Origin of the sequence: Streptomyces sp. NPDC055955, assembly GCF_042270245.1 — a bacterium.
Lineage (GTDB): Bacteria > Actinomycetota > Actinomycetes > Streptomycetales > Streptomycetaceae > Streptomyces.
The window spans coordinates 350,970-367,295 of the sequence record NZ_JBHJYS010000004.1 but is presented as its reverse complement, the minus strand read 5'-3'; the positions used below and the strand labels follow the sequence as shown (position 1 = coordinate 367,295).

Here is a 16,326-nt window from a genome sequence, read left to right as displayed (position 1 = left end):
GGGACGTGCGCCGCGGTGACGCGGAGGGCTGCTCGGGGAGTCCGGGTCAGGCGACCGGAAGCTCGACCTCGTGCAGCGGTCGGGCCGCGGCCTCGCCCTCGGCGCGCTCCTGCGCCGTCGGGGACAGGGCCACGAAGGCGCAGGTGAGGAAGAGGAAGGAACCGAGGACCACGGCGAGCGGCAGGATGAACGCGGTGGCGCTCGCGCCCGGCAGAGGTGCGCTGCTCGCGTGCACGTCCACGGTGACCGCGGCCATGCCGGTGTAGTGCATGCTGCTCACCGCGAGTCCCATCACGAGGGCGGCGACGGCGGCGACGGCGGGACCCCGCACGGAGAGCGCGGCCCACAGCGCCGCGGAGGCCGCGGCGATCGCGATGGCGACGGAAGCCGTGACGACAGCCGGGTCGTACGAGATCGTGCCGTTGAGCTGTACGGCGGCCATGCCGATGTAGTGCATCGCGGCCACCCCGAGTCCGGTGCCGACGCCACCGAACAGGATGCAGCGCACGCGGGACGTGCCGTATCCGGCGGTGAAGACTCCGGCGCCGACGACGGCGATGGCGACCAGCAGGCTGAGAAGGGTGAGCGGGATGTCGTAGCGGATCGCGGTGCCGTCGACGGTGTAGCCGAGCATCGCGATGAAGTGCATGGTCCAGATTCCGGCACCGATCGCGATCGACGCGCTGACCAGCCAGTTCCTCTTGGAGCGTCCCCCGGTTGTCACGGCACGCACGGTGCAGCGCAACCCCAGCGCGGATCCGACGACTGCCATGACATACGACAGGACCGGCGTCGCCCAGCCTCCGGCCATGTGATGCATGTGACCCACGGGTTTCCTCTCACTGTTCTGTGTCGGCCCCCCGGCGACCGGGACGCTAGCACGCAGTGGATCTCTGTCCATGGGCCGCGGAATTCGCCCGCAGGCGGGTTACTGGGCGGTAAGGCCCTGGTTCAACGGCCTTTCGGGCATCGGCCCTTCACTCCTCGCTCACATCGGTGCGACTCTTGTCACGTCGCACACCGAAGCTCTTCAGACACCCTGGACGAGACACCCAGGTCCGGACGTCCAGGACATACCCGTTCAACTGCAGGCGGGGCCGGTGGCGCTGGAGCCGGGAGCGGCCGACTCGGCTGGTGCGGAGGGCGACCGGAGTCGCGTGCCTGCCCAGCACGCCGCAATTCGCCCCCCATCACAGGACAAACGATGACGCACGGCGGCGGCCTCACCCGGTGAAGGTGAAGCCGCCTCAGCGGATGGTACGTCAGGACGGACAGCCGGAATCGGCGATCACGAAGCTGCCGGGCGAGGTCTCTTCCAGGGTGTGGGTGACGTAGAGGTTGTACAGGCCCATGTTCTGGTTGGAGCCGTTGGCATAGACGTAGCCGAGGCTCTGGTGGGCACGTCCGGCGGCGACCTGGTTGTAGTTGTTGTCGGTGTAGCAGTGGTGGGTGGCACCGGTCGTGGTCGCCTGTGCCCCGGTGGAGGACGCGCCTACGGCCCCGGAACCGTCCACGGCGGCCACGGTGTAGCTGTACGTCGTGCCGGGGGCGAGCCCTGTGTCGGTGAACGACGTCGAGGAAGGCGAGCCGACCTGGGTGCCGCCGCGGTAGACACGGTAGGCGGCCGCACCGTCGACGGCGTTCCAGGACAGGGAGGCCGAGGTGTCGGTCGTGGCGGTGACGGTGAGCCCGGACGGGGCGGGCAGGGAGCCGCCGCCGTCGGTGGCGTCGAGACCCCAGGAGTGTCCGATCCAGTACGAGGCACAGATGTTCATGTCCGGCAGGTACTGGCTGGCCGTGCCGCACTGGGTGGCCCCGGCGCCGGGGTCGACCGGCTGGCCGTGGGACATGCCCGTGATGCTGTACGACTCGACGACGGCGCGGCCCGAAGCGTCCTGGTAGACCTTGTGCGGGAAACCCTGCACCGTGTCGCTCACGTCGGCCGTGGTGTCGGTGCCGTGGACGTTGGTCCACTGCTCCACGAGCTCGGTCATGTTCATCGGCGCGACCGTGGTGTCCTGGGAGCCCTGCCACACCGCCACCGTCGGGTAGGGGCCGCTGTAGCCGGGGTCGGCCGCGCGCACTTTGTCGCCCCACTGCTGCGGGGTGAGGTTGCTGCCGGGGTTCATACAGCTCAGAGCGTCGGTGACGGAACGGGCGCAGTCGAAGGGAAGGCCGGCGGCCACCGCCGCGCCGGAGAAGACGTCCGGGTAGGAGGCCGCCATGACCGCGGTCATCGCCCCGCCCGCGGACAGGCCGGTGACGTAGACACGTGAGGGATCGGTCCCGTAGTCGGCCGCCGTCTTGTCGACCATCTGCTTGATGGACAAGGCCTCGCCCTGACCGCGCGAGAAGTCGGACGACTGGAACCAGTTGAAGCACGAGTTGGCGTTGTTGGCGCTCTTCTGCTGGGGCAGCACCAGCGCGAAGCCCCAGGCATCGGCCCACTTGGTCCAGCCGGTCTCGTCGTCGAACGCCGAAGCCGACTGGGTGCAGCCGTGCATGGCGACCACGAGGGGGCGCCCGGACGGCAACCCGTCGGGAACATAGCGGAACATCTGCAGGCTGCCGGGGTTGGAGCCGAAGCCCGTCACCTCCTGCAGGGAGGCGGCCTGCGCGGGCGCCGGGGACAGCAGCCCGAGGATCAGGGCGACCGCGGACAGCACCAGCGCGACCGCGGACGCGGAGCGCGACCGCCGTCCGCGGTCGGCAGGCCGCAGCACGCGTCGGAAGCCGCGCCGCGAGGAGTGGGGGGAAGCAGGATGCATCGTGCCACCAGGTGATCGCGAGGGACGGGGGGACGGACAACCCCCGGCCCTGGCCGCCCGGCACCGGACAGCGTTACGTGCCCCAGGAGTTACAGGGAAGTTACGTCCGGCCGGTCGGCGTCAGTAATGGTGACGCGCCCCACCTCCAAGAGGTGTGGGCTGTGGGCCGTCACCGTTGCGCCTCACGGAAGGGCCACGACGGCGGATGGTGTGCCTGGTGCCTGTCTCACGCCGCTGCTGTGACGGCCGGCGCTTCTGCACCCCGGCGAGTGCGCAACTCCACGTCGCACACGCACAGTTCACCGACAGTTCGTGAGGGGCTTTGTCGTCCGCTGCGCGGATCCGGGATGTGTGGGTGGAGCCTGCCTGACGCGGCTGCTTCTCATGGCACTCTGCCGACGGTCCGGTTCTCCGCGCCGTCGGCAGAGTGGCGCCCACCGGTACAGAGACCGCACGCACGGTCCCCGTCCATACTTGACACCTCGTCAGTCCATGAGCGCCATGAGACGTGGCCCTCGCAGCCCGAGCTTCAGCCGCTCAGGGCGTTCACACTGTGGCCGCCCGCGCCCTCACCGCGTCCGCCGGATCCCAGCCCGCGCGCGGCACCGAGGCGAGCAGAAGCCGCGTGTACGGGTCCTGCGGGGCGGCCAGGACATCTGCTGTCGGGCCCTGTTCGACCACGGTGCCCCGGCGCATGACCACGACCTTGTCCGTGATGTGCTGGACGACCGCCAGGTCGTGGCTGACGAACACGAGAGCGACCCCGGTGTCGCGGCGGATCTCTTCGAGCAGGTGCAGGATCTGTGCCTGGATCGACACGTCGAGCGCGGCCACCGCCTCGTCGAGGACCAGCACCTTGGGGTCGACGGCCAGGGCCCGCGCGATGGCGAGCCGCTGGCGCTGGCCGCCGGACAGGCCGTGCGGCCGGGCCCCCGACTCACGTGTGCCGAGGCCCACTTGTTCCAGGAGTCCATCGGCGAGTGACTCGTCCCGGCCGTGCAGGCGCAGGGCCGTGGTCAGGCACTGGCGGGACGTGAGCCGGGGGTCCAGGGACACGTACGGGTCCTGGAACACCATCTGGATCTCGCGAGCCCGCGCGAGGCGTGCCCGGCTGCCGCGCGGGGTGCGTGGTGTGCGGGTCCGGCCCGAGACGGAGACGGTGCCGGCGTCCGGCCGTACGAGACCCACGAGCATGCGCGCGACGGTCGTCTTGCCGGATCCGGACTCGCCGACGATGCCGAGCGAGCCGCCCGCCGGGACGGTGAAGGTGACGCTGTCCGCTGCGGTGAGACGCCCTCCGCCGGGCAGACCGTACGTCTTGCGCAGCCCTTCCACCGCCAACAGCGGTGCGTCCTGCGGCACTTCGGCGGTCATCGAACGCTCCTTTTCAGTGGAGTCGGGCCCGGGCCCGCGAGTTCGGGCAGTCGGCGGCAGGTCGCGCTGCCCTCGCCCGGCAGGGGCGAAGGCTCCGGCGACCAGGTCGAGCACGCCGGCTCCGCGTCGGCACAGCGGTCCGCGAACTCGCAGCCGCCGAACCTGTCCGCGAGGGACGGTGGGCGTCCGGGGATCGGGCGAAGCTCCCGCCGCCCCTCTCCCAGCGTCGGCGAGCAGGCCAGCAGGCCCTTCGTATAGGGGTGGCGTGGCCGGTCGAAGAGCTGGGTGGCGGGCTGTTGCTCGACAACCCGGCCCGCGTACATGACGTACACGCGATCGCAGTACGCGGCGGCGAGGTGGAGGTCGTGCGTGATGAACAGGAGTCCGAGGCTCCGGTCGGCGCGCAGGGTGCGCAGGAGCGAGAGGATTTCCGCCTGGGTGGTGACGTCCAGCGCACTGGTCGCCTCGTCGGCGAGCAGCAGTCTGGGGTCGGCGGCGAGGGCGCCGGCGATGACGACGCGCTGGAGCATGCCTCCGGACAGTTCGTGCGGGCGCTGGCGGGCCCGGCGTTCGGGGTCGGAGAGGCCTACGGTGTCGAGGAGTTCGACGGCCCGGGTGCGGGCCGTCTTGTGGTCGAGGCCGGTTCCCGTCAGCCGTTCGACGAGGAAGTCACCGACCCGGCGGACCGGGTTGAGGGCAGAACGCGGGTCCTGGTGGACCATGGCGACCGTACGGGAGCGGTGGCGGCGCAGGTCGTCACCCGTCAGTGCGAGGACGTCCGTACCGTCGACACGTACGGATCCGGACATGGCCGTTCCGTCGGGCAGCGTGCGCAGGGCCGCCTTGGCGGTGGTCGACTTGCCCGAGCCGGACTCGCCCACCAGGCCGACCACTTCGCCGCTCGCCACCTGGAGGGAGACGCCGTTGAGGACGGGCCGGGCGGTGCCGGGCAGTTGGAGGGTGAGGCTGTCGATGTCGAGGAGCATGGCTACTTCCTGCTGCCGAGTCGGTCGGCGGCCCAGACGCCGACGACGTTGAAGGACACCACGACGAGGGCGATGGCGAAGCCCGGCACCAGTGCGGGCAGGAGCGCGCCCTGGACGACGGCGGCCTGCCCCTCCTGGACCATCAGTCCCCAGTCGGAGCTGGGCGGCTGGGCGCCGAAGCCCAGGTAGGAGAGCGTGGCCAGGGACATCAGGGCCTCGCCGAAGAGGACCACGAGATAGCCGACGACGGACCGGCCGAGGTTGGGGACGAGGAAACGGGCGCAGATCCGTGCGCCGCCCATGCCCAGGACCCGGTAGGCGTCGATGTACGGCTTGCGGCGCTCGGCGAGCGCCACCGACCGGGTGTACTTGGCGACGGTCGGGGTGTACGCGAGTCCGAGCGCCAGCACGGACGTCGTCATGCCGGAGCCGAAGACAGCGATGATCAGGACGGTGAACAGGAGCCCGGGGAACGCGTACATGACATCGGTGAGGCGGGAGACGAGGGTGTCCACCCAGCCGCCGCGCCAGGCGGCGAGCGTGCCGAGGGTGACGCCGAGGAGTGCCGCGATGGCCAGCAGCAGGATCGGGGCGATGAGGCTGGTGCGGGCTCCGTACAGGACTCGGGAGAGCAGGTCCTGCCCGGAGGAGTCGGTCCCGAGGATGTGGTCGCCGCTCGTGCCGACGAGGGAGGCCGAGAGGTCGATGGTGTCGGGTGCGTACGGGGCGAGCAGGGGGGCGAGGACGGCGGCGAGTACGACGAGGGTCATCACGCCGCCCGCGACGACGACGCCGAAGGGGCGCCGTTCCTTCGCGGCTTCCAAGCCGATGGGGGCGAGGGTCCGGGCGCTCATGCGGCGGCCTCCTTCACTCGCGGGTCGAGCAGCGGGTGGACCAGGTCGACGAGGGTGGTGACCACGATGTAGCCGGTGACCATGAGGAGGAGTACGGCCTGTGCGACCGGGAAGTCGTGGGTGTTGATCGCGCCGACGAGCAGCGATCCGACACCGCTGATGCCGAACGCCGTCTCGACGACGACGGTGCCGGCGAGCATGCCCGCCATGACGAGGCCGCACATGGTGACGATCGGGCCGAGCGCGTTGCGCAGGATGTGCCGGAGCACGATCTCGCGTTCGGGGATGCCGGAGGCACGGGCGGCCTCCACATGGTCGGCGGCACCCGCGTCGACCATCGACTGCCGGGTGACGCGGCTGATCAGGGCGAGCGCGCCCAGCGCCAGCGAGAGGGCGGGCAGGGTCAGATGGTGCAGGCCGCCGGCGAAGCCCTCGCCGCTGCCCGACACCGGGAACCAGCCCAACTGCACGCCGAACAGGGCGACCAGGGCGATCGCCGAGACGAACGAGGGCACCGACGCGGCGAGTGTCGTGCCGCCGACGACCGCCGAGTCGATCCAGGTGCCGCGGCGCACGGCGGCGAGGATCCCCGCGCCGACGCCGAGGACGACGAAGAGCACGGTCGCGTAGGCGACGAGGGCGAGTGTCGTCGGGAAGCGGGCGGCGACCAGGTCGGCGACCTGGTCGCCGTACTTGAAGGAGCGGCCGAGGTCGAAGTGGAGACAGTCGCCGAGCCAGCGCCCGTACTGCACGACGAGCGGCTCGTCGAGGTGGTACTGCGCGCGCACCAGGTCGAGCTTTTCGGGGGTGAGCTTGTCGCGGCCGCCGGCCAGGAAGACGGCGGGGTCGCCGGGTGCCGCGTACACGGCGGCGAAGATGACGAAGGAGGCGGCGCCGAGGGTGGCGAGCAGTCCGGCCAGGCGCCGGGAGATCCGGGCAAGCATCGGTGGTCAGCCCTTCTTCGCGCCGAGTTCGGCGGCCCACGGGTAGTAGAGGTAGGCCATGGAGGCGGGCGGTCCGGTGAGCTTGGCGTTGAGGACGAGGACAGAGGGGACCTGGGCGACGGAGATCCACACGGCGGCGTCGGTGAACTTCTTCTGGACGTCGACCGCGAGCTCGGCCCGCTGTGCGTCGTCGAGGGTGGCGAGTGCCTTCTTCACCTCGGTGTCGTACGCCGTGTCCTTGTAGCCGACCCAGTTGTTCGAGGAGTCGGACAGGGCGTTGTCGTAGAAGCCCATCGGGTCGGCCTTGGAGATGTACCAGTCGCCGGCCAGGACGTCGATGTCGGCGCGGGCCTGCGGGTCGCTGTAGAACTGCTCGAACTGCGAGGTCGGGACCGTCTTGATCTGCCCCTTGAGTCCGATCCGCTGGAGGGCCGCGCGCACCGCGTTGGCGATGACGGTGCGGCCCTGGCTGGCGTCCGTACCGATCACGATCGGGGTGGTGGCATCGGCCCCGGACTCCTTCACCAGTTGCTTGGCGCTGGCGAGATCGTCGGCCGAGGGGCTGGCGGGGGCGTAGTCGACGGCTTTCTGGGCGGTTTCGAAGACCGGCTTCTCGTAGCCCCACGCGCCTGAGCCGACCGGGGTTCCCCAGGGCTGGACCATGCCGCCGTAGCCGGACGCGGCGATGCCCTTGCGGTCCAGCGCGAGGGACAGCGCCCGGCGGACCTTGGCGTCCTTCAGTCCGCCGCGCTCGGTGGGGATGAGGACGAGCGACGCGGTGGAGGGGCCGTAGTGCTGTTCGAGGCCCTTCTTGCCCTGGAGGGCGGCGGCGGTGTTGGGCGATTCGGCGTACGCGCCGTCGGCCGCGCCGGTCGTCAGGGCGTTGACGAGGGCGCTGTCGGCGGCCCAGCGGAAGGTGACCTGCTTCGTCAGTGGCTTCCTGCCCCAGTAGGAGTCGTAGCGGCGGATGGTGATGGAGTCGCCGGACTTCCAACTGCTCAGCTCGTACGGACCGGTGCAGGCGTCGGGCTGTCCGGGTGTGCCGAAGTCCTTGCCGGCCTTCTCGACCTGCTCCTTGTTCCATACGATCCCCGCGTCGCCCGCGAGTGCCTTGAAGAACATGGCGTCCGGCGCCTTGAAGGTGATCGTGACCTGGCGGGCGCCGGTCTTCTTCATCGCGGCGATGTTGCCGAACTCGTCGCCCTGTTCCATGTCGGGGTCGGCGTGCCGCTTCAGGCTCCACAGCACGTCGTCGGCGGTCATCGGGGTGCCGTCGTGGAAGGTGACGCCGGAACGCAGGGTGAGGACGAGGGTCTTGTCGTCCGGCGTCTGTGCCTTCTCGGCGAGGAGGGGCTTCGTCGACATGTCGGGCTGCAGTTGGTAGAGGCGTTCGCAGACGTTGGTGAGGACGACGCGGCCGGCGCTGGTGCCCTGGGTGTCCAGGTCGAGCGAGTCCGGTTCGTCCTCCAGGAGCCAGTCGGCGTTGGCCAGTTCACCCTTCGCGGCGGTGGTCGTGGGGGTGAGGGTGAGCTTGGCGGCGTCGGCGGTCGCGGAGCCGCCCGCGGTGTTCCGGGTGGCTCCGCTGCAGCCCGCGGCCGCGGCGATCGTCGCGGCGACGAGGCCTGCGGCCACGGCCTTTCTTCTTCTGGAACTGGTGTGGGTCATCGCTGATTTCCTGTCAGTTCTGGCCGTACGGGCCGTCGTAGAGGTTCCAGGGGAGGTGCTGGTACTCGCGGTCGCAGGGGGTTCCGGCGGTGACGTGGTAGTCGCCGGTGGTCAGGTCGGCCAGGGAGGAGACGAGCGTCATCCAGTGCTTGACGGCCGGCTGCCGGGGGTCCGGGTGGGTGCACAGGGACTCGGGGAGACCGAGGTGATCCGACATGGCGTGGCGGATGATCTTGCGGGACTCGTCGGGACCCGTGGAGCCGCGCAACGCCCTCAGTCCCTGCTCGGCACGTGGCACACGGACCAGCGAGTCGGACGACATGGGCCGGTAGCCGGCGGTCGCCAACTGGGCGGGGACGCCTGCCTGGTAGTGATTGCCGTGCACCAGCAGGCCGTCGGTCGGATACATCCAGCCGTGTCCCGCCGGGGTGGTCTCCAGGTCGATGGCGAAACCCTCTCGGCACGTCAGCAGGGCGTTGCTCGCGATGTGGGCGCGGGTGCGGCAGAGCACGTCGAGGGCGTCGGTGATGTTGCTCTGGTCGAGGACGCTGCGGCGCACGACGGTCTGGGGCAGGCCGATCGCGTCGTCGAAGCGACCACCGAGGCCGTTGGCGTTGAAGGCGATCCCGGCGGAGTTGGCGCCCTGGCGGCCGATCTGGCCGGCCTCGACCTGCATGATCACCGTGGGCTTGGGGGGCTGGACGATCCGGATCATGACGACGGTGTCCGCGACCCCGGCGCGCCAGTCCCAGTTCTGCCCGGCGTAGACGTGCCCGTCGCCGCTGGCCTCGCCGTAGGCGGCGAAGGAGGTGCAGCCCTCGGCGGGCTCCTCCTCGGATGTCCCGCCGTCGGCCTCCATCTGCGCGAAGGACTTGTCGTAGAGGACCTCACCCCGCGCGTTCAGGGCGAGGACGTCGAGCAGGTCGACTCCCGCGCCGTCCGCGACGCCCCGCATCTCGTCGACGAGATGGGGTGCGTAGTCGCGTACGGGTTCCAGCCAGCGGGCGGCGCGGGCGGTGACTCGGTCCCAGGTCAGCCCGGCCGACTGGCCGAAGGCCTCCTCGTAGTAGGCGAGGGCGGCGTGCAGTCGGGGCCGCACGGCCTCGCCGTACTGCCGGCCCCGCTCGAGCGGGCTGCCGGAGATCTCGATGACCGGAAGGACCCGGGTGGGGGCGGTTTCCGTGGGACGGGGTGTCATTGTTCTCCTCGCGACGGAGCGCTCCCGAACGACGGCGGAGGACCGGAGGATCCTGTAACGTCGATTTCAGAAACAGCTCCACTTGGAACGTTCTGCCCAGGACAGTAACGCCAGTCACACGAAAGTCAATGGTCGTAATGGAAATTACAGAGGACGGGACCGGCGCGACGCACCTCCGGGCAGCGATTCGCGACCAATGGGAGGAACTGTCCACCTCCGAGCGCGCCGTGGCGCAGTACCTGGCCGGCGCACCCGTCGAGCAGCTGCTCTTCGCCAGCGCGCAGGAGCTGGGTACGGCGAGCTCCACCAGTAACGCCACCGTCGTGCGGGCACTCCAGCGCCTCGGCTACGCGGGCCTGCCCGCCCTCAAGCGCGAACTGGCCAACGACTTCACCTCCGCCGTCGCCCCCGAGGTCCGCCTCAAGCAGCGCATCGCGCATGTGGGCCGGGACCTCGCCTCCATCTGGAGCGACGTCTTCGACGAGGCCCGCGAGCGCATCGACCAGACCCGGCGCCTCACCGAACCGGACGCCCTCAAGCGCGCGGTGACCGCTCTCGCCGAAGCGCACGAAGTGTTCTGCTACGGAGTCGCCGCCTCGGAACCGGGCGCCCGCCACCTGGCCCTCGCGCTCGGCCGCATCGGCCGCCGGGCCCGATTCGTCTCCGAGACCGGCTTCGCCCTCGCCGACCAGCTCCTCGCCCTCGGGCAGGGCGACGCGGTGGTCATCTTCCAGCCCGGCCGCCAACTCGTCGAACTCACCGTGATGATGGAGCGGGCCCGCGCGGTCGGCGCCAAGGTCGTCCTGGTGACGGACGAACTGGGCGAGGCTTACGAGGACCAGGTCGAGGCGGTCCTGACGGCGCCGCACACCCCCACCGGCATCACAGCGGAGTCACTGACCGGCCTCCTCGTGGCCGACGCACTCCTGCTCGCACTCGCCACCCTCGACGAGTCCCGCGCGGTGGACTCCTCCCACCAGCTCACGGCCCTGCGGGAACAACTGCTACGACCGAAACGGCGGGGGTGACGGGGTACGTTCCCCCTGACCGACGCCTCTTCGGCCAAGTTCGGCCCGTGCAGGCCCGCGCCGTTGGGCGCCCACAAGCCGACCAGGCGCGGCAGCGGAGGCACGACCACGCTGCCGCTGAAGATCAGGCTTGACCTCGGATACGGGGCACGCCGATCGGCAGGCGAGATCAACACGACTCCCGCCGAGACCTCGCGCGCAGCCCGAACGCGCCCCGGGCGCCCATGAGGTCGAGGCCGGGGCACTGCGAGATCTGCGGCCCGGCGTGCGCCACGGTCCCCACCGCACTCCGGCCGGCCGCACGGTGATCACGGCAGGGCGGGCGGTGGGCAGGTGAACGCGTCACAGCTGCGTCCGGGAGTCTGCCCCAGCAGACTGGCCCACGTCCGTCACACGTGGGGAACGATCCGGGACGAGCCGCGGGGCTCCGGTGAGGCCTGCGCGACGGTGCTCACCGTCACCGCGCTCCTCCCCGGTTCCCTGGTGGCCACTTCATCCGGGGCATGCTCTCCGGAGGCGTCCGCGCAGGAGAGCGCATGGCAACTGCCCCGGCCGGACCGTCACAGCGGCCAGGCCAGGGCATCTGCCGTCGCGGGTCAGGACGAGCGTGGGTCGTGCTTGCCCCGGCCGTCCCGCGCCGCCTGCTCCGCGCCGTCGTACGTGAAGTCGGGGAAGGAGCTGCGGATCTCCACGACCCGTCCCTCCTCCGCCGACCTCTTGGCGGCCAGCATCACTTCGAGCGCGTGGTAGGCGTGCTCGGGCCGGGTGAGCGTGCGGGTGCCGTTCTCCACGCAGTCGACGAGATGGCGCAGACCGTTGGTCCAGGGCCAGTTGGGGTCGGACTCGCCGACGAGCTCCCAGGAGCCGCGCGCATTGGTCCACTGCTCGAAGCCCTCGGGCGCCCAGTCGTCACCCAGCATCTGCAGCGTCCCGGCGCTGCCGTACAGCTCCACGGCCGGCGAACGGTACTTCTGCAGCGTGAAGCCGGTGGCGATGGACGCGAACCGGGCGTCCCCGAAGTCCAGGACGATGTGCGCGTTGTCGTCGGAGCGCACGGTGACCTGCTCGCCCTCCGCCTCGCGCTTGGGAACGGCGACGCCGACCATCGCGGTCACCCGCCGCACCGAGCCGAGGAATCCGCACAAGCTGGTGAGGTTGTAGACCCCGAGGTCGAAGAGCGAGCCGCCGCCCTGTTCGTAGAACCAGCGCCCCCACCAGGGCCCCGACCAGCCGTAGCGGGCCCTGGCCAGATGGAGCTCGCCGATCTCCCCGTCGCGCACCCGTCGGTGCATCTCGCGATACGTCGGGGACAACGCGACGTGCGGGGCGCAGACCAGCTGTCCGCGGGCTCCGGCGGCCGCTTCGAGGAGCTCGCCGGCCTCCTCCAGCGAGGTCGCCATCGGCTTCTCGACGAGAACGTGCTTACCGGCCTCAAGGGCCGCACGCGCCAGCGATCCGTGCTCGTTCATGCTGGTCAGGACGAGGACGATGTCGAGGTCCGCACGGTCGATCAGCGCTTGGCCGTCCGCGAACGAGGTGTCCGCCCCGAACCGCTCGGCGGTCATCTCCCGCTTGGCCGGGTCCGGGTCGTACCCCGCCACCAGCTCGACGCGCCCTTCGTGCTGGAGCTTGGTGATCAGGGAGGAGTAGGGGCCCTGGAACACGCTGCCCAGGCCCAGCACTCCGATCTTGAGTGTCATCGCACCGGTCTCCTTCTGTCGATCGGGTCGGGTTACAGGTCGTGCGGTGGAACCGCTCACGCGAGCCGGACGACCAGTCGCTCGCCGTCCGCGCCACCCGGCCACGTCACCAGGACGCCGCCTTCGGTGCGTTCCGTACGGACCCCGGCTTCGACGACGACCGTCCGGCCCGTGTCGAGAAGTGCGCAGCCGGGCCCCGCCCCCCTGCGCAGCGACAGCGTCGGTCCGTCTCCCGGTCCGTCGAGTTCGGCTGTCGCCCAGCGCAGCACCGCTCCGTCGAGACGGACGTCGAGCGGCAGCATCAGGCCCGCGCGGGCGGGCAGTTCGAGTACGGTGCCACCGGCGTACAGCTCTCCCGCCACGGTCAGCGTGAAGCGCTGCGGCTGCACGGAGACATTGATCAGGTGGACGAGCTTCTGCCCCCTGGCGTCCGCCGTGACCGTGGTCACGAGTCCGGGCGTCGCTCCGTCGGCGACGGTTTGCGCGCGTACGCCGAGACGCCCGAGCAGCATGCGCCAGAACTCCAGGTGGCAGGGGTAGTCGCAGGCCACGACGACCGCCCGTCCGCCTCCTTCGAGGGTGACGTCCATCGCGGCGGGCGAGCCGTCGGCCACGTCCAGGGCGAGCGCTTCGGCCTTGGTCGCCCCCGTGCCGGTGGTCCGCAGCCGCTCCAGGAAGCCGACCCGGACCTCGGGCCGGTGTCCGGCCCAGCCGGTGGCCCGTACGGACGGGAAGTAGCCGCTCGTTCCGTCCACGGTCTCCTCGACGGCGAGACCGAGCGCGTCGGCGAGCACCGTGCAGGGCGTGCCGTCGTCGTCTAGGACGGGAAGCCGACCGTGAAGCAGCAGCCGGCCGCCCGCGCGCAGAAATGCCGCGAGCCGCTCCTGCACCGCGCGCCCCAGCGTGGCGGGCGTGGCGAGCGCGAGCACCGGACCGGCCGGATCGAGCGCGCTGCGGTACGACGTCGGCGCCGCAGAGAGGTCGCGCGCCGCGAAGGAGTGGCCTCCGAGGACGAGGGCGCGGGCCAGGATGTCGCGCGGCCCCATACCCCGCGAGCGTTCGATGTCGCGGCGTTGTTCGCGCCGGGCGTCGGAGGCGGGGTGGGCGAACTCGGTCAGATAGTGGTCGGGGACGTAGCCGAGCACGATGTCGTCGTGCGTCTCGTCCATGTCGGCCAGCAGGTGCTCGCTGCCGCGCACCGCGCGCACCGCGTCCCGGATCGCGGTGTAGGCCTCGCTGAGCCCGCCCTCGGGGTCGACGGGCGCGGCGAAGCCGTGGCGTTCACCGGTGAAGGCGATCCGGTCGTTGCCGTCGCCGGCGGGCTCGTCCAGGGGCGGATTGTGGCCGCCGCTGAACAGGTAGTAATTGATCAGCCGGTTTCCCTGGGCGACGCACAGGCGGGTCTTGAGGCCGGTGGCCTCGGGCGCGGCCTGACGGCTCAGGTCCTCGCCGTAGTCGCCGGTGCCCGCCTCGAACTCCAGTGAGGTGAGCGGCTGGTGGGCGTCGTGGACGGCGGCCATGAAGGCGTTCATCACATACAGGTCGGGGGTGTTCTCGACGGTCGCGTCGTACAGGTAGTGGTCCGAGCCGGAGGTCATCCGTGGGATGCCGGCGTACGCGCGCGACAGCTGGCTGATGCCGATCGGGAAGGTGCGGCCGCGGGCGGCGTCGGTGCCGTGCAGGTTGACCAGCATCGGGACCTCGATGCCGTGTTCCAGGGCCACGTCGCGCAGTCGCAGGAGATACGCGGCGTACCGGTCACGGTGGTGGTCGGCGAGGTCGTGATGGAGCGTCAGCTGCTGGGGCACGGTGCCGCTCCGCGTTCCGCCGGAGCGCCACTGGTCCGCCCATGCCGCGAGGTCCGTGGGGTCGGCGCCGTAGCGGTGTACGGACTCCTCCCGGCCCCATCGCTCAAGGGACTGCGACGCCAGAGCGGCCACGGTGCGGTCGGTGAGCTCGGGGGCGCCGCTGACCCAGGTCAGCATGCCGACCTCGTTGTCGAGCTGGAGGGCCGCGACCGGGCCGCCTCGGGTGATCTGATGCTCGGCGAGCACGGACGTGACGGCCGCGAACCAGCGTTCGGCCTGGGAGAGATAGCCGGGGTCCAGGTAGTCGAGCGTGCGAGTCGGCACCGGCTCGCCGTCCCAGCCGCGCGGCACCGCCTCGGGGTGGTCGCGGTAGATCCGGAAGGGCACGCCCTCGTTCTTGAGCTCGGCCATGACGAAGGGGCCGGGACGCGCAATCACCAACAGGTCGCGTTCGGCGGCGAGTTCGAGGAAGTGGACGAGGTCGCGGTATTCGCTGGTGGCCCCTGTCAGGTCCACCTCGCCGTCCGGGGTCTCGTGCACCAGCCATGGCATGTAGCTGGCGACGCCGGTGCAGCCCGCCGCCACGAGCTTGTCGAGCCGGTCGGCCCAGACCTCGCGGCGCAGCCGGAAGTAGTGCACCTCCCCGGACATGAAGATCCTCGGCACTCCGCCCACGAGCAGCCGCCTCCGCTCGAAGTCGACGGTTCTGTAAGCCTGTTCCCCGGAAGCCGGGCCCTGCGCCTGCGCCCCGCGTGTCACGCCGTCCGAACCTTGCGAAGTACTCACGAAACAGTCCCCATCAGGTGATCGTCGGACTTTCTGAGATCTGAACTCTGGTTCCTGACGGGGGTATTGCCATCCCCGCCGGGACCGGACTACGTTCCTGAAATCGCCGTGAAACCGGTTTCCGGAAACCGGTTTCCCGAACATATCGGGGGCCGTCAGGATGAGCAATAGCCGTGTATCGCTGCGCTGGGTGGCACAGCAGGCGGGTGTTTCGCCCGCCACGGTCTCGCGTGTCTCGCGTGGATCGACCACGGTCTCACCGGAGTTGCGCGAGAAGGTCCTGCGCATCATCGAGGAGTCCGGCTACCGCCCCAACCACCTGGGCCGCGCCCTTGCCGAGACCCGGCACGGAGCGCTCGGGCTGGTCTTCCCGGGCCTGTCGGGCCCGTACTTCTCCGAGTTGCTCCAGGGTTTCGAGCAGGAGGTGCAGGACTCGGGCGACAGCATGTTCCTGCTCGCCTCCCACTCCCACTCGGGGACCGACACCCGGGTGATCGATCTCGCCAACCGCGTCGACGGCCTGGCCATCCTCGCCGGCACCGTCTCCGACGCGGCCCTCGAACAGGTGGCAAGCCAGGTGCGGCTGGTGGTGATGTGCGCCCGGGAGCGAGGCGCGCACTCGACCGTGACCATGGACAACACCACGTTCGGGACGCTGGCCCGGCATCTGCTCGTCGAACACGGCTACCGCCGTCTCGCGTTCGTCGGCAAGCCGGAGGGCTCCCCCGATGTGACGTCCCGCTGGGAGGCGTTCCTCGCCGCGCACCGGGACGCGGGCGTGGTTCCACCCGCCGAGCCCGTACGGGTCGGACTCCAGCAGTCCGACGGGATCATCGCCGCCCAGCAGATCCTGGACGGCGGACAGCGGCCCGACGCGGTGATGTGCGCCAACGACGAGACCGCGCTCGGGCTGGTGCTCAGCGCACTCGGCCGCGGCCTGCGCGTGCCCCACGACCTCGCGGTCACAGGATTCGACGACATGGAGATGGCGGCCATGGTGCGGCCGGGACTGACCACGGTCCGTCAGCCCATCCGCGAACTCGCCACCACCACGGCCCGTCTCCTGGCCGACCGGGAGTCACGAGCCACCCGGCACATCACCCTGCCGACCCGGCTCGTCCTGCGCGAATCGTGCGGCTGCCGCCCAGCGGTCGCAAGCCCCTTGGACGACTGAACACCGACCACCGGACACCGAACAGACGCCACACCCGCAGA

The 16,326-nt window shown here is 70.7% G+C and carries 12 protein-coding genes; 2 read left to right on the top strand and 10 right to left on the bottom strand.

Annotated features, from left to right (window positions below; all coding sequences use genetic code 11):
* Positions 1-46: 46 nt before the first annotated feature.
* From ACFC96_RS10290 to ACFC96_RS10255, 8 genes are all read right to left on the bottom strand, one after another.
* The gene (locus tag ACFC96_RS10290; RefSeq protein WP_376611376.1) at positions 47-829 is read right to left on the bottom strand and encodes an MHYT domain-containing protein; all 783 of its coding nucleotides are present in this window, start codon (positions 827-829) and stop codon (positions 47-49) included.
* Between the two features lie 433 nt (positions 830-1,262).
* A complete protein-coding gene (locus tag ACFC96_RS10285; RefSeq protein WP_376611374.1) occupies positions 1,263-2,768 on the bottom strand; it encodes a PHB depolymerase family esterase in 1,506 nt (501 codons plus the stop codon).
* 546 nt (positions 2,769-3,314) lie between these two features.
* Positions 3,315-4,142 carry an ABC transporter ATP-binding protein gene (locus ACFC96_RS10280; protein WP_376611372.1) on the bottom strand — a complete coding sequence of 276 codons (828 nt, stop codon included), beginning with the start codon at positions 4,140-4,142 and terminating at the stop codon, positions 3,315-3,317.
* Complete coding sequence (locus tag ACFC96_RS10275) at positions 4,139-5,128, bottom strand: ABC transporter ATP-binding protein (protein WP_376611370.1); 990 nt, start codon at positions 5,126-5,128, stop codon at positions 4,139-4,141. The genes ACFC96_RS10280 and ACFC96_RS10275 overlap by 4 nt, the downstream gene beginning before the upstream one ends.
* Before the next feature lie 2 nt (positions 5,129-5,130).
* Positions 5,131-5,982: an ABC transporter permease gene (locus ACFC96_RS10270; RefSeq protein WP_376261332.1), complete on the bottom strand. Its 852-nt coding sequence runs from the start codon at positions 5,980-5,982 to the stop codon at positions 5,131-5,133.
* Complete coding sequence (locus ACFC96_RS10265) at positions 5,979-6,926, bottom strand: ABC transporter permease (RefSeq protein WP_376611368.1); 948 nt, start codon at positions 6,924-6,926, stop codon at positions 5,979-5,981. The genes ACFC96_RS10270 and ACFC96_RS10265 overlap by 4 nt, the downstream gene beginning before the upstream one ends.
* Before the next feature lie 6 nt (positions 6,927-6,932).
* On the bottom strand, positions 6,933-8,591 hold the full coding sequence (locus ACFC96_RS10260; RefSeq protein WP_376611366.1) for an ABC transporter substrate-binding protein: 1,659 nt from the start codon (positions 8,589-8,591) through the stop codon (positions 6,933-6,935).
* 13 nt (positions 8,592-8,604) lie between these two features.
* The gene (locus ACFC96_RS10255) at positions 8,605-9,789 is read right to left on the bottom strand and encodes a C45 family autoproteolytic acyltransferase/hydolase (protein WP_376611364.1); all 1,185 of its coding nucleotides are present in this window, start codon (positions 9,787-9,789) and stop codon (positions 8,605-8,607) included.
* A 137-nt stretch (positions 9,790-9,926) separates the two neighbouring features.
* Here ACFC96_RS10255 and ACFC96_RS10250 point away from each other — a divergent pair, with 137 nt between their 5' ends.
* Positions 9,927-10,817 (top strand): MurR/RpiR family transcriptional regulator, encoded by an 891-nt coding sequence (locus ACFC96_RS10250; protein WP_376611362.1) that lies wholly within the window; start codon positions 9,927-9,929, stop codon positions 10,815-10,817.
* Between the two features lie 596 nt (positions 10,818-11,413).
* Here ACFC96_RS10250 and ACFC96_RS10245 read toward each other — a convergent pair.
* Both ACFC96_RS10245 and ACFC96_RS10240 read right to left on the bottom strand, forming a co-directional pair.
* A complete protein-coding gene (locus ACFC96_RS10245) occupies positions 11,414-12,517 on the bottom strand; it encodes a Gfo/Idh/MocA family protein (RefSeq protein ID WP_376611360.1) in 1,104 nt (367 codons plus the stop codon).
* Between the two features lie 56 nt (positions 12,518-12,573).
* Complete coding sequence (locus ACFC96_RS10240; protein WP_376611358.1) at positions 12,574-15,111, bottom strand: beta-galactosidase; 2,538 nt, start codon at positions 15,109-15,111, stop codon at positions 12,574-12,576.
* 160 nt (positions 15,112-15,271) lie between these two features.
* On the opposite strand from ACFC96_RS10240, the gene ACFC96_RS10235 reads away from it, so the two are divergent.
* Positions 15,272-16,285: a LacI family DNA-binding transcriptional regulator gene (locus tag ACFC96_RS10235; protein ID WP_376611356.1), complete on the top strand. Its 1,014-nt coding sequence runs from the start codon at positions 15,272-15,274 to the stop codon at positions 16,283-16,285.
* The last annotated feature ends 41 nt before the right edge of the window (positions 16,286-16,326 follow it).

Coding starts and splice junctions, on each gene's coding strand:
- ACFC96_RS10245 (WP_376611360.1), bottom strand. CDS start 12,517: ATGACACTCAAGATCGGAGTGCTGGGCCTGGGCAGCGTGTTCCAGGGC.
- ACFC96_RS10250 (WP_376611362.1), top strand. CDS start 9,927: ATGGAAATTACAGAGGACGGGACCGGCGCGACGCACCTCCGGGCAGCG.
- ACFC96_RS10235 (WP_376611356.1), top strand. CDS start 15,272: ATGAGCAATAGCCGTGTATCGCTGCGCTGGGTGGCACAGCAGGCGGGT.
- ACFC96_RS10280 (WP_376611372.1), bottom strand. CDS start 4,142: ATGACCGCCGAAGTGCCGCAGGACGCACCGCTGTTGGCGGTGGAAGGG.
- ACFC96_RS10270 (WP_376261332.1), bottom strand. CDS start 5,982: ATGAGCGCCCGGACCCTCGCCCCCATCGGCTTGGAAGCCGCGAAGGAA.
- ACFC96_RS10260 (WP_376611366.1), bottom strand. CDS start 8,591: ATGACCCACACCAGTTCCAGAAGAAGAAAGGCCGTGGCCGCAGGCCTC.
- ACFC96_RS10285 (WP_376611374.1), bottom strand. CDS start 2,768: ATGCATCCTGCTTCCCCCCACTCCTCGCGGCGCGGCTTCCGACGCGTG.
- ACFC96_RS10255 (WP_376611364.1), bottom strand. CDS start 9,789: ATGACACCCCGTCCCACGGAAACCGCCCCCACCCGGGTCCTTCCGGTC.
- ACFC96_RS10265 (WP_376611368.1), bottom strand. CDS start 6,926: ATGCTTGCCCGGATCTCCCGGCGCCTGGCCGGACTGCTCGCCACCCTC.
- ACFC96_RS10275 (WP_376611370.1), bottom strand. CDS start 5,128: ATGCTCCTCGACATCGACAGCCTCACCCTCCAACTGCCCGGCACCGCC.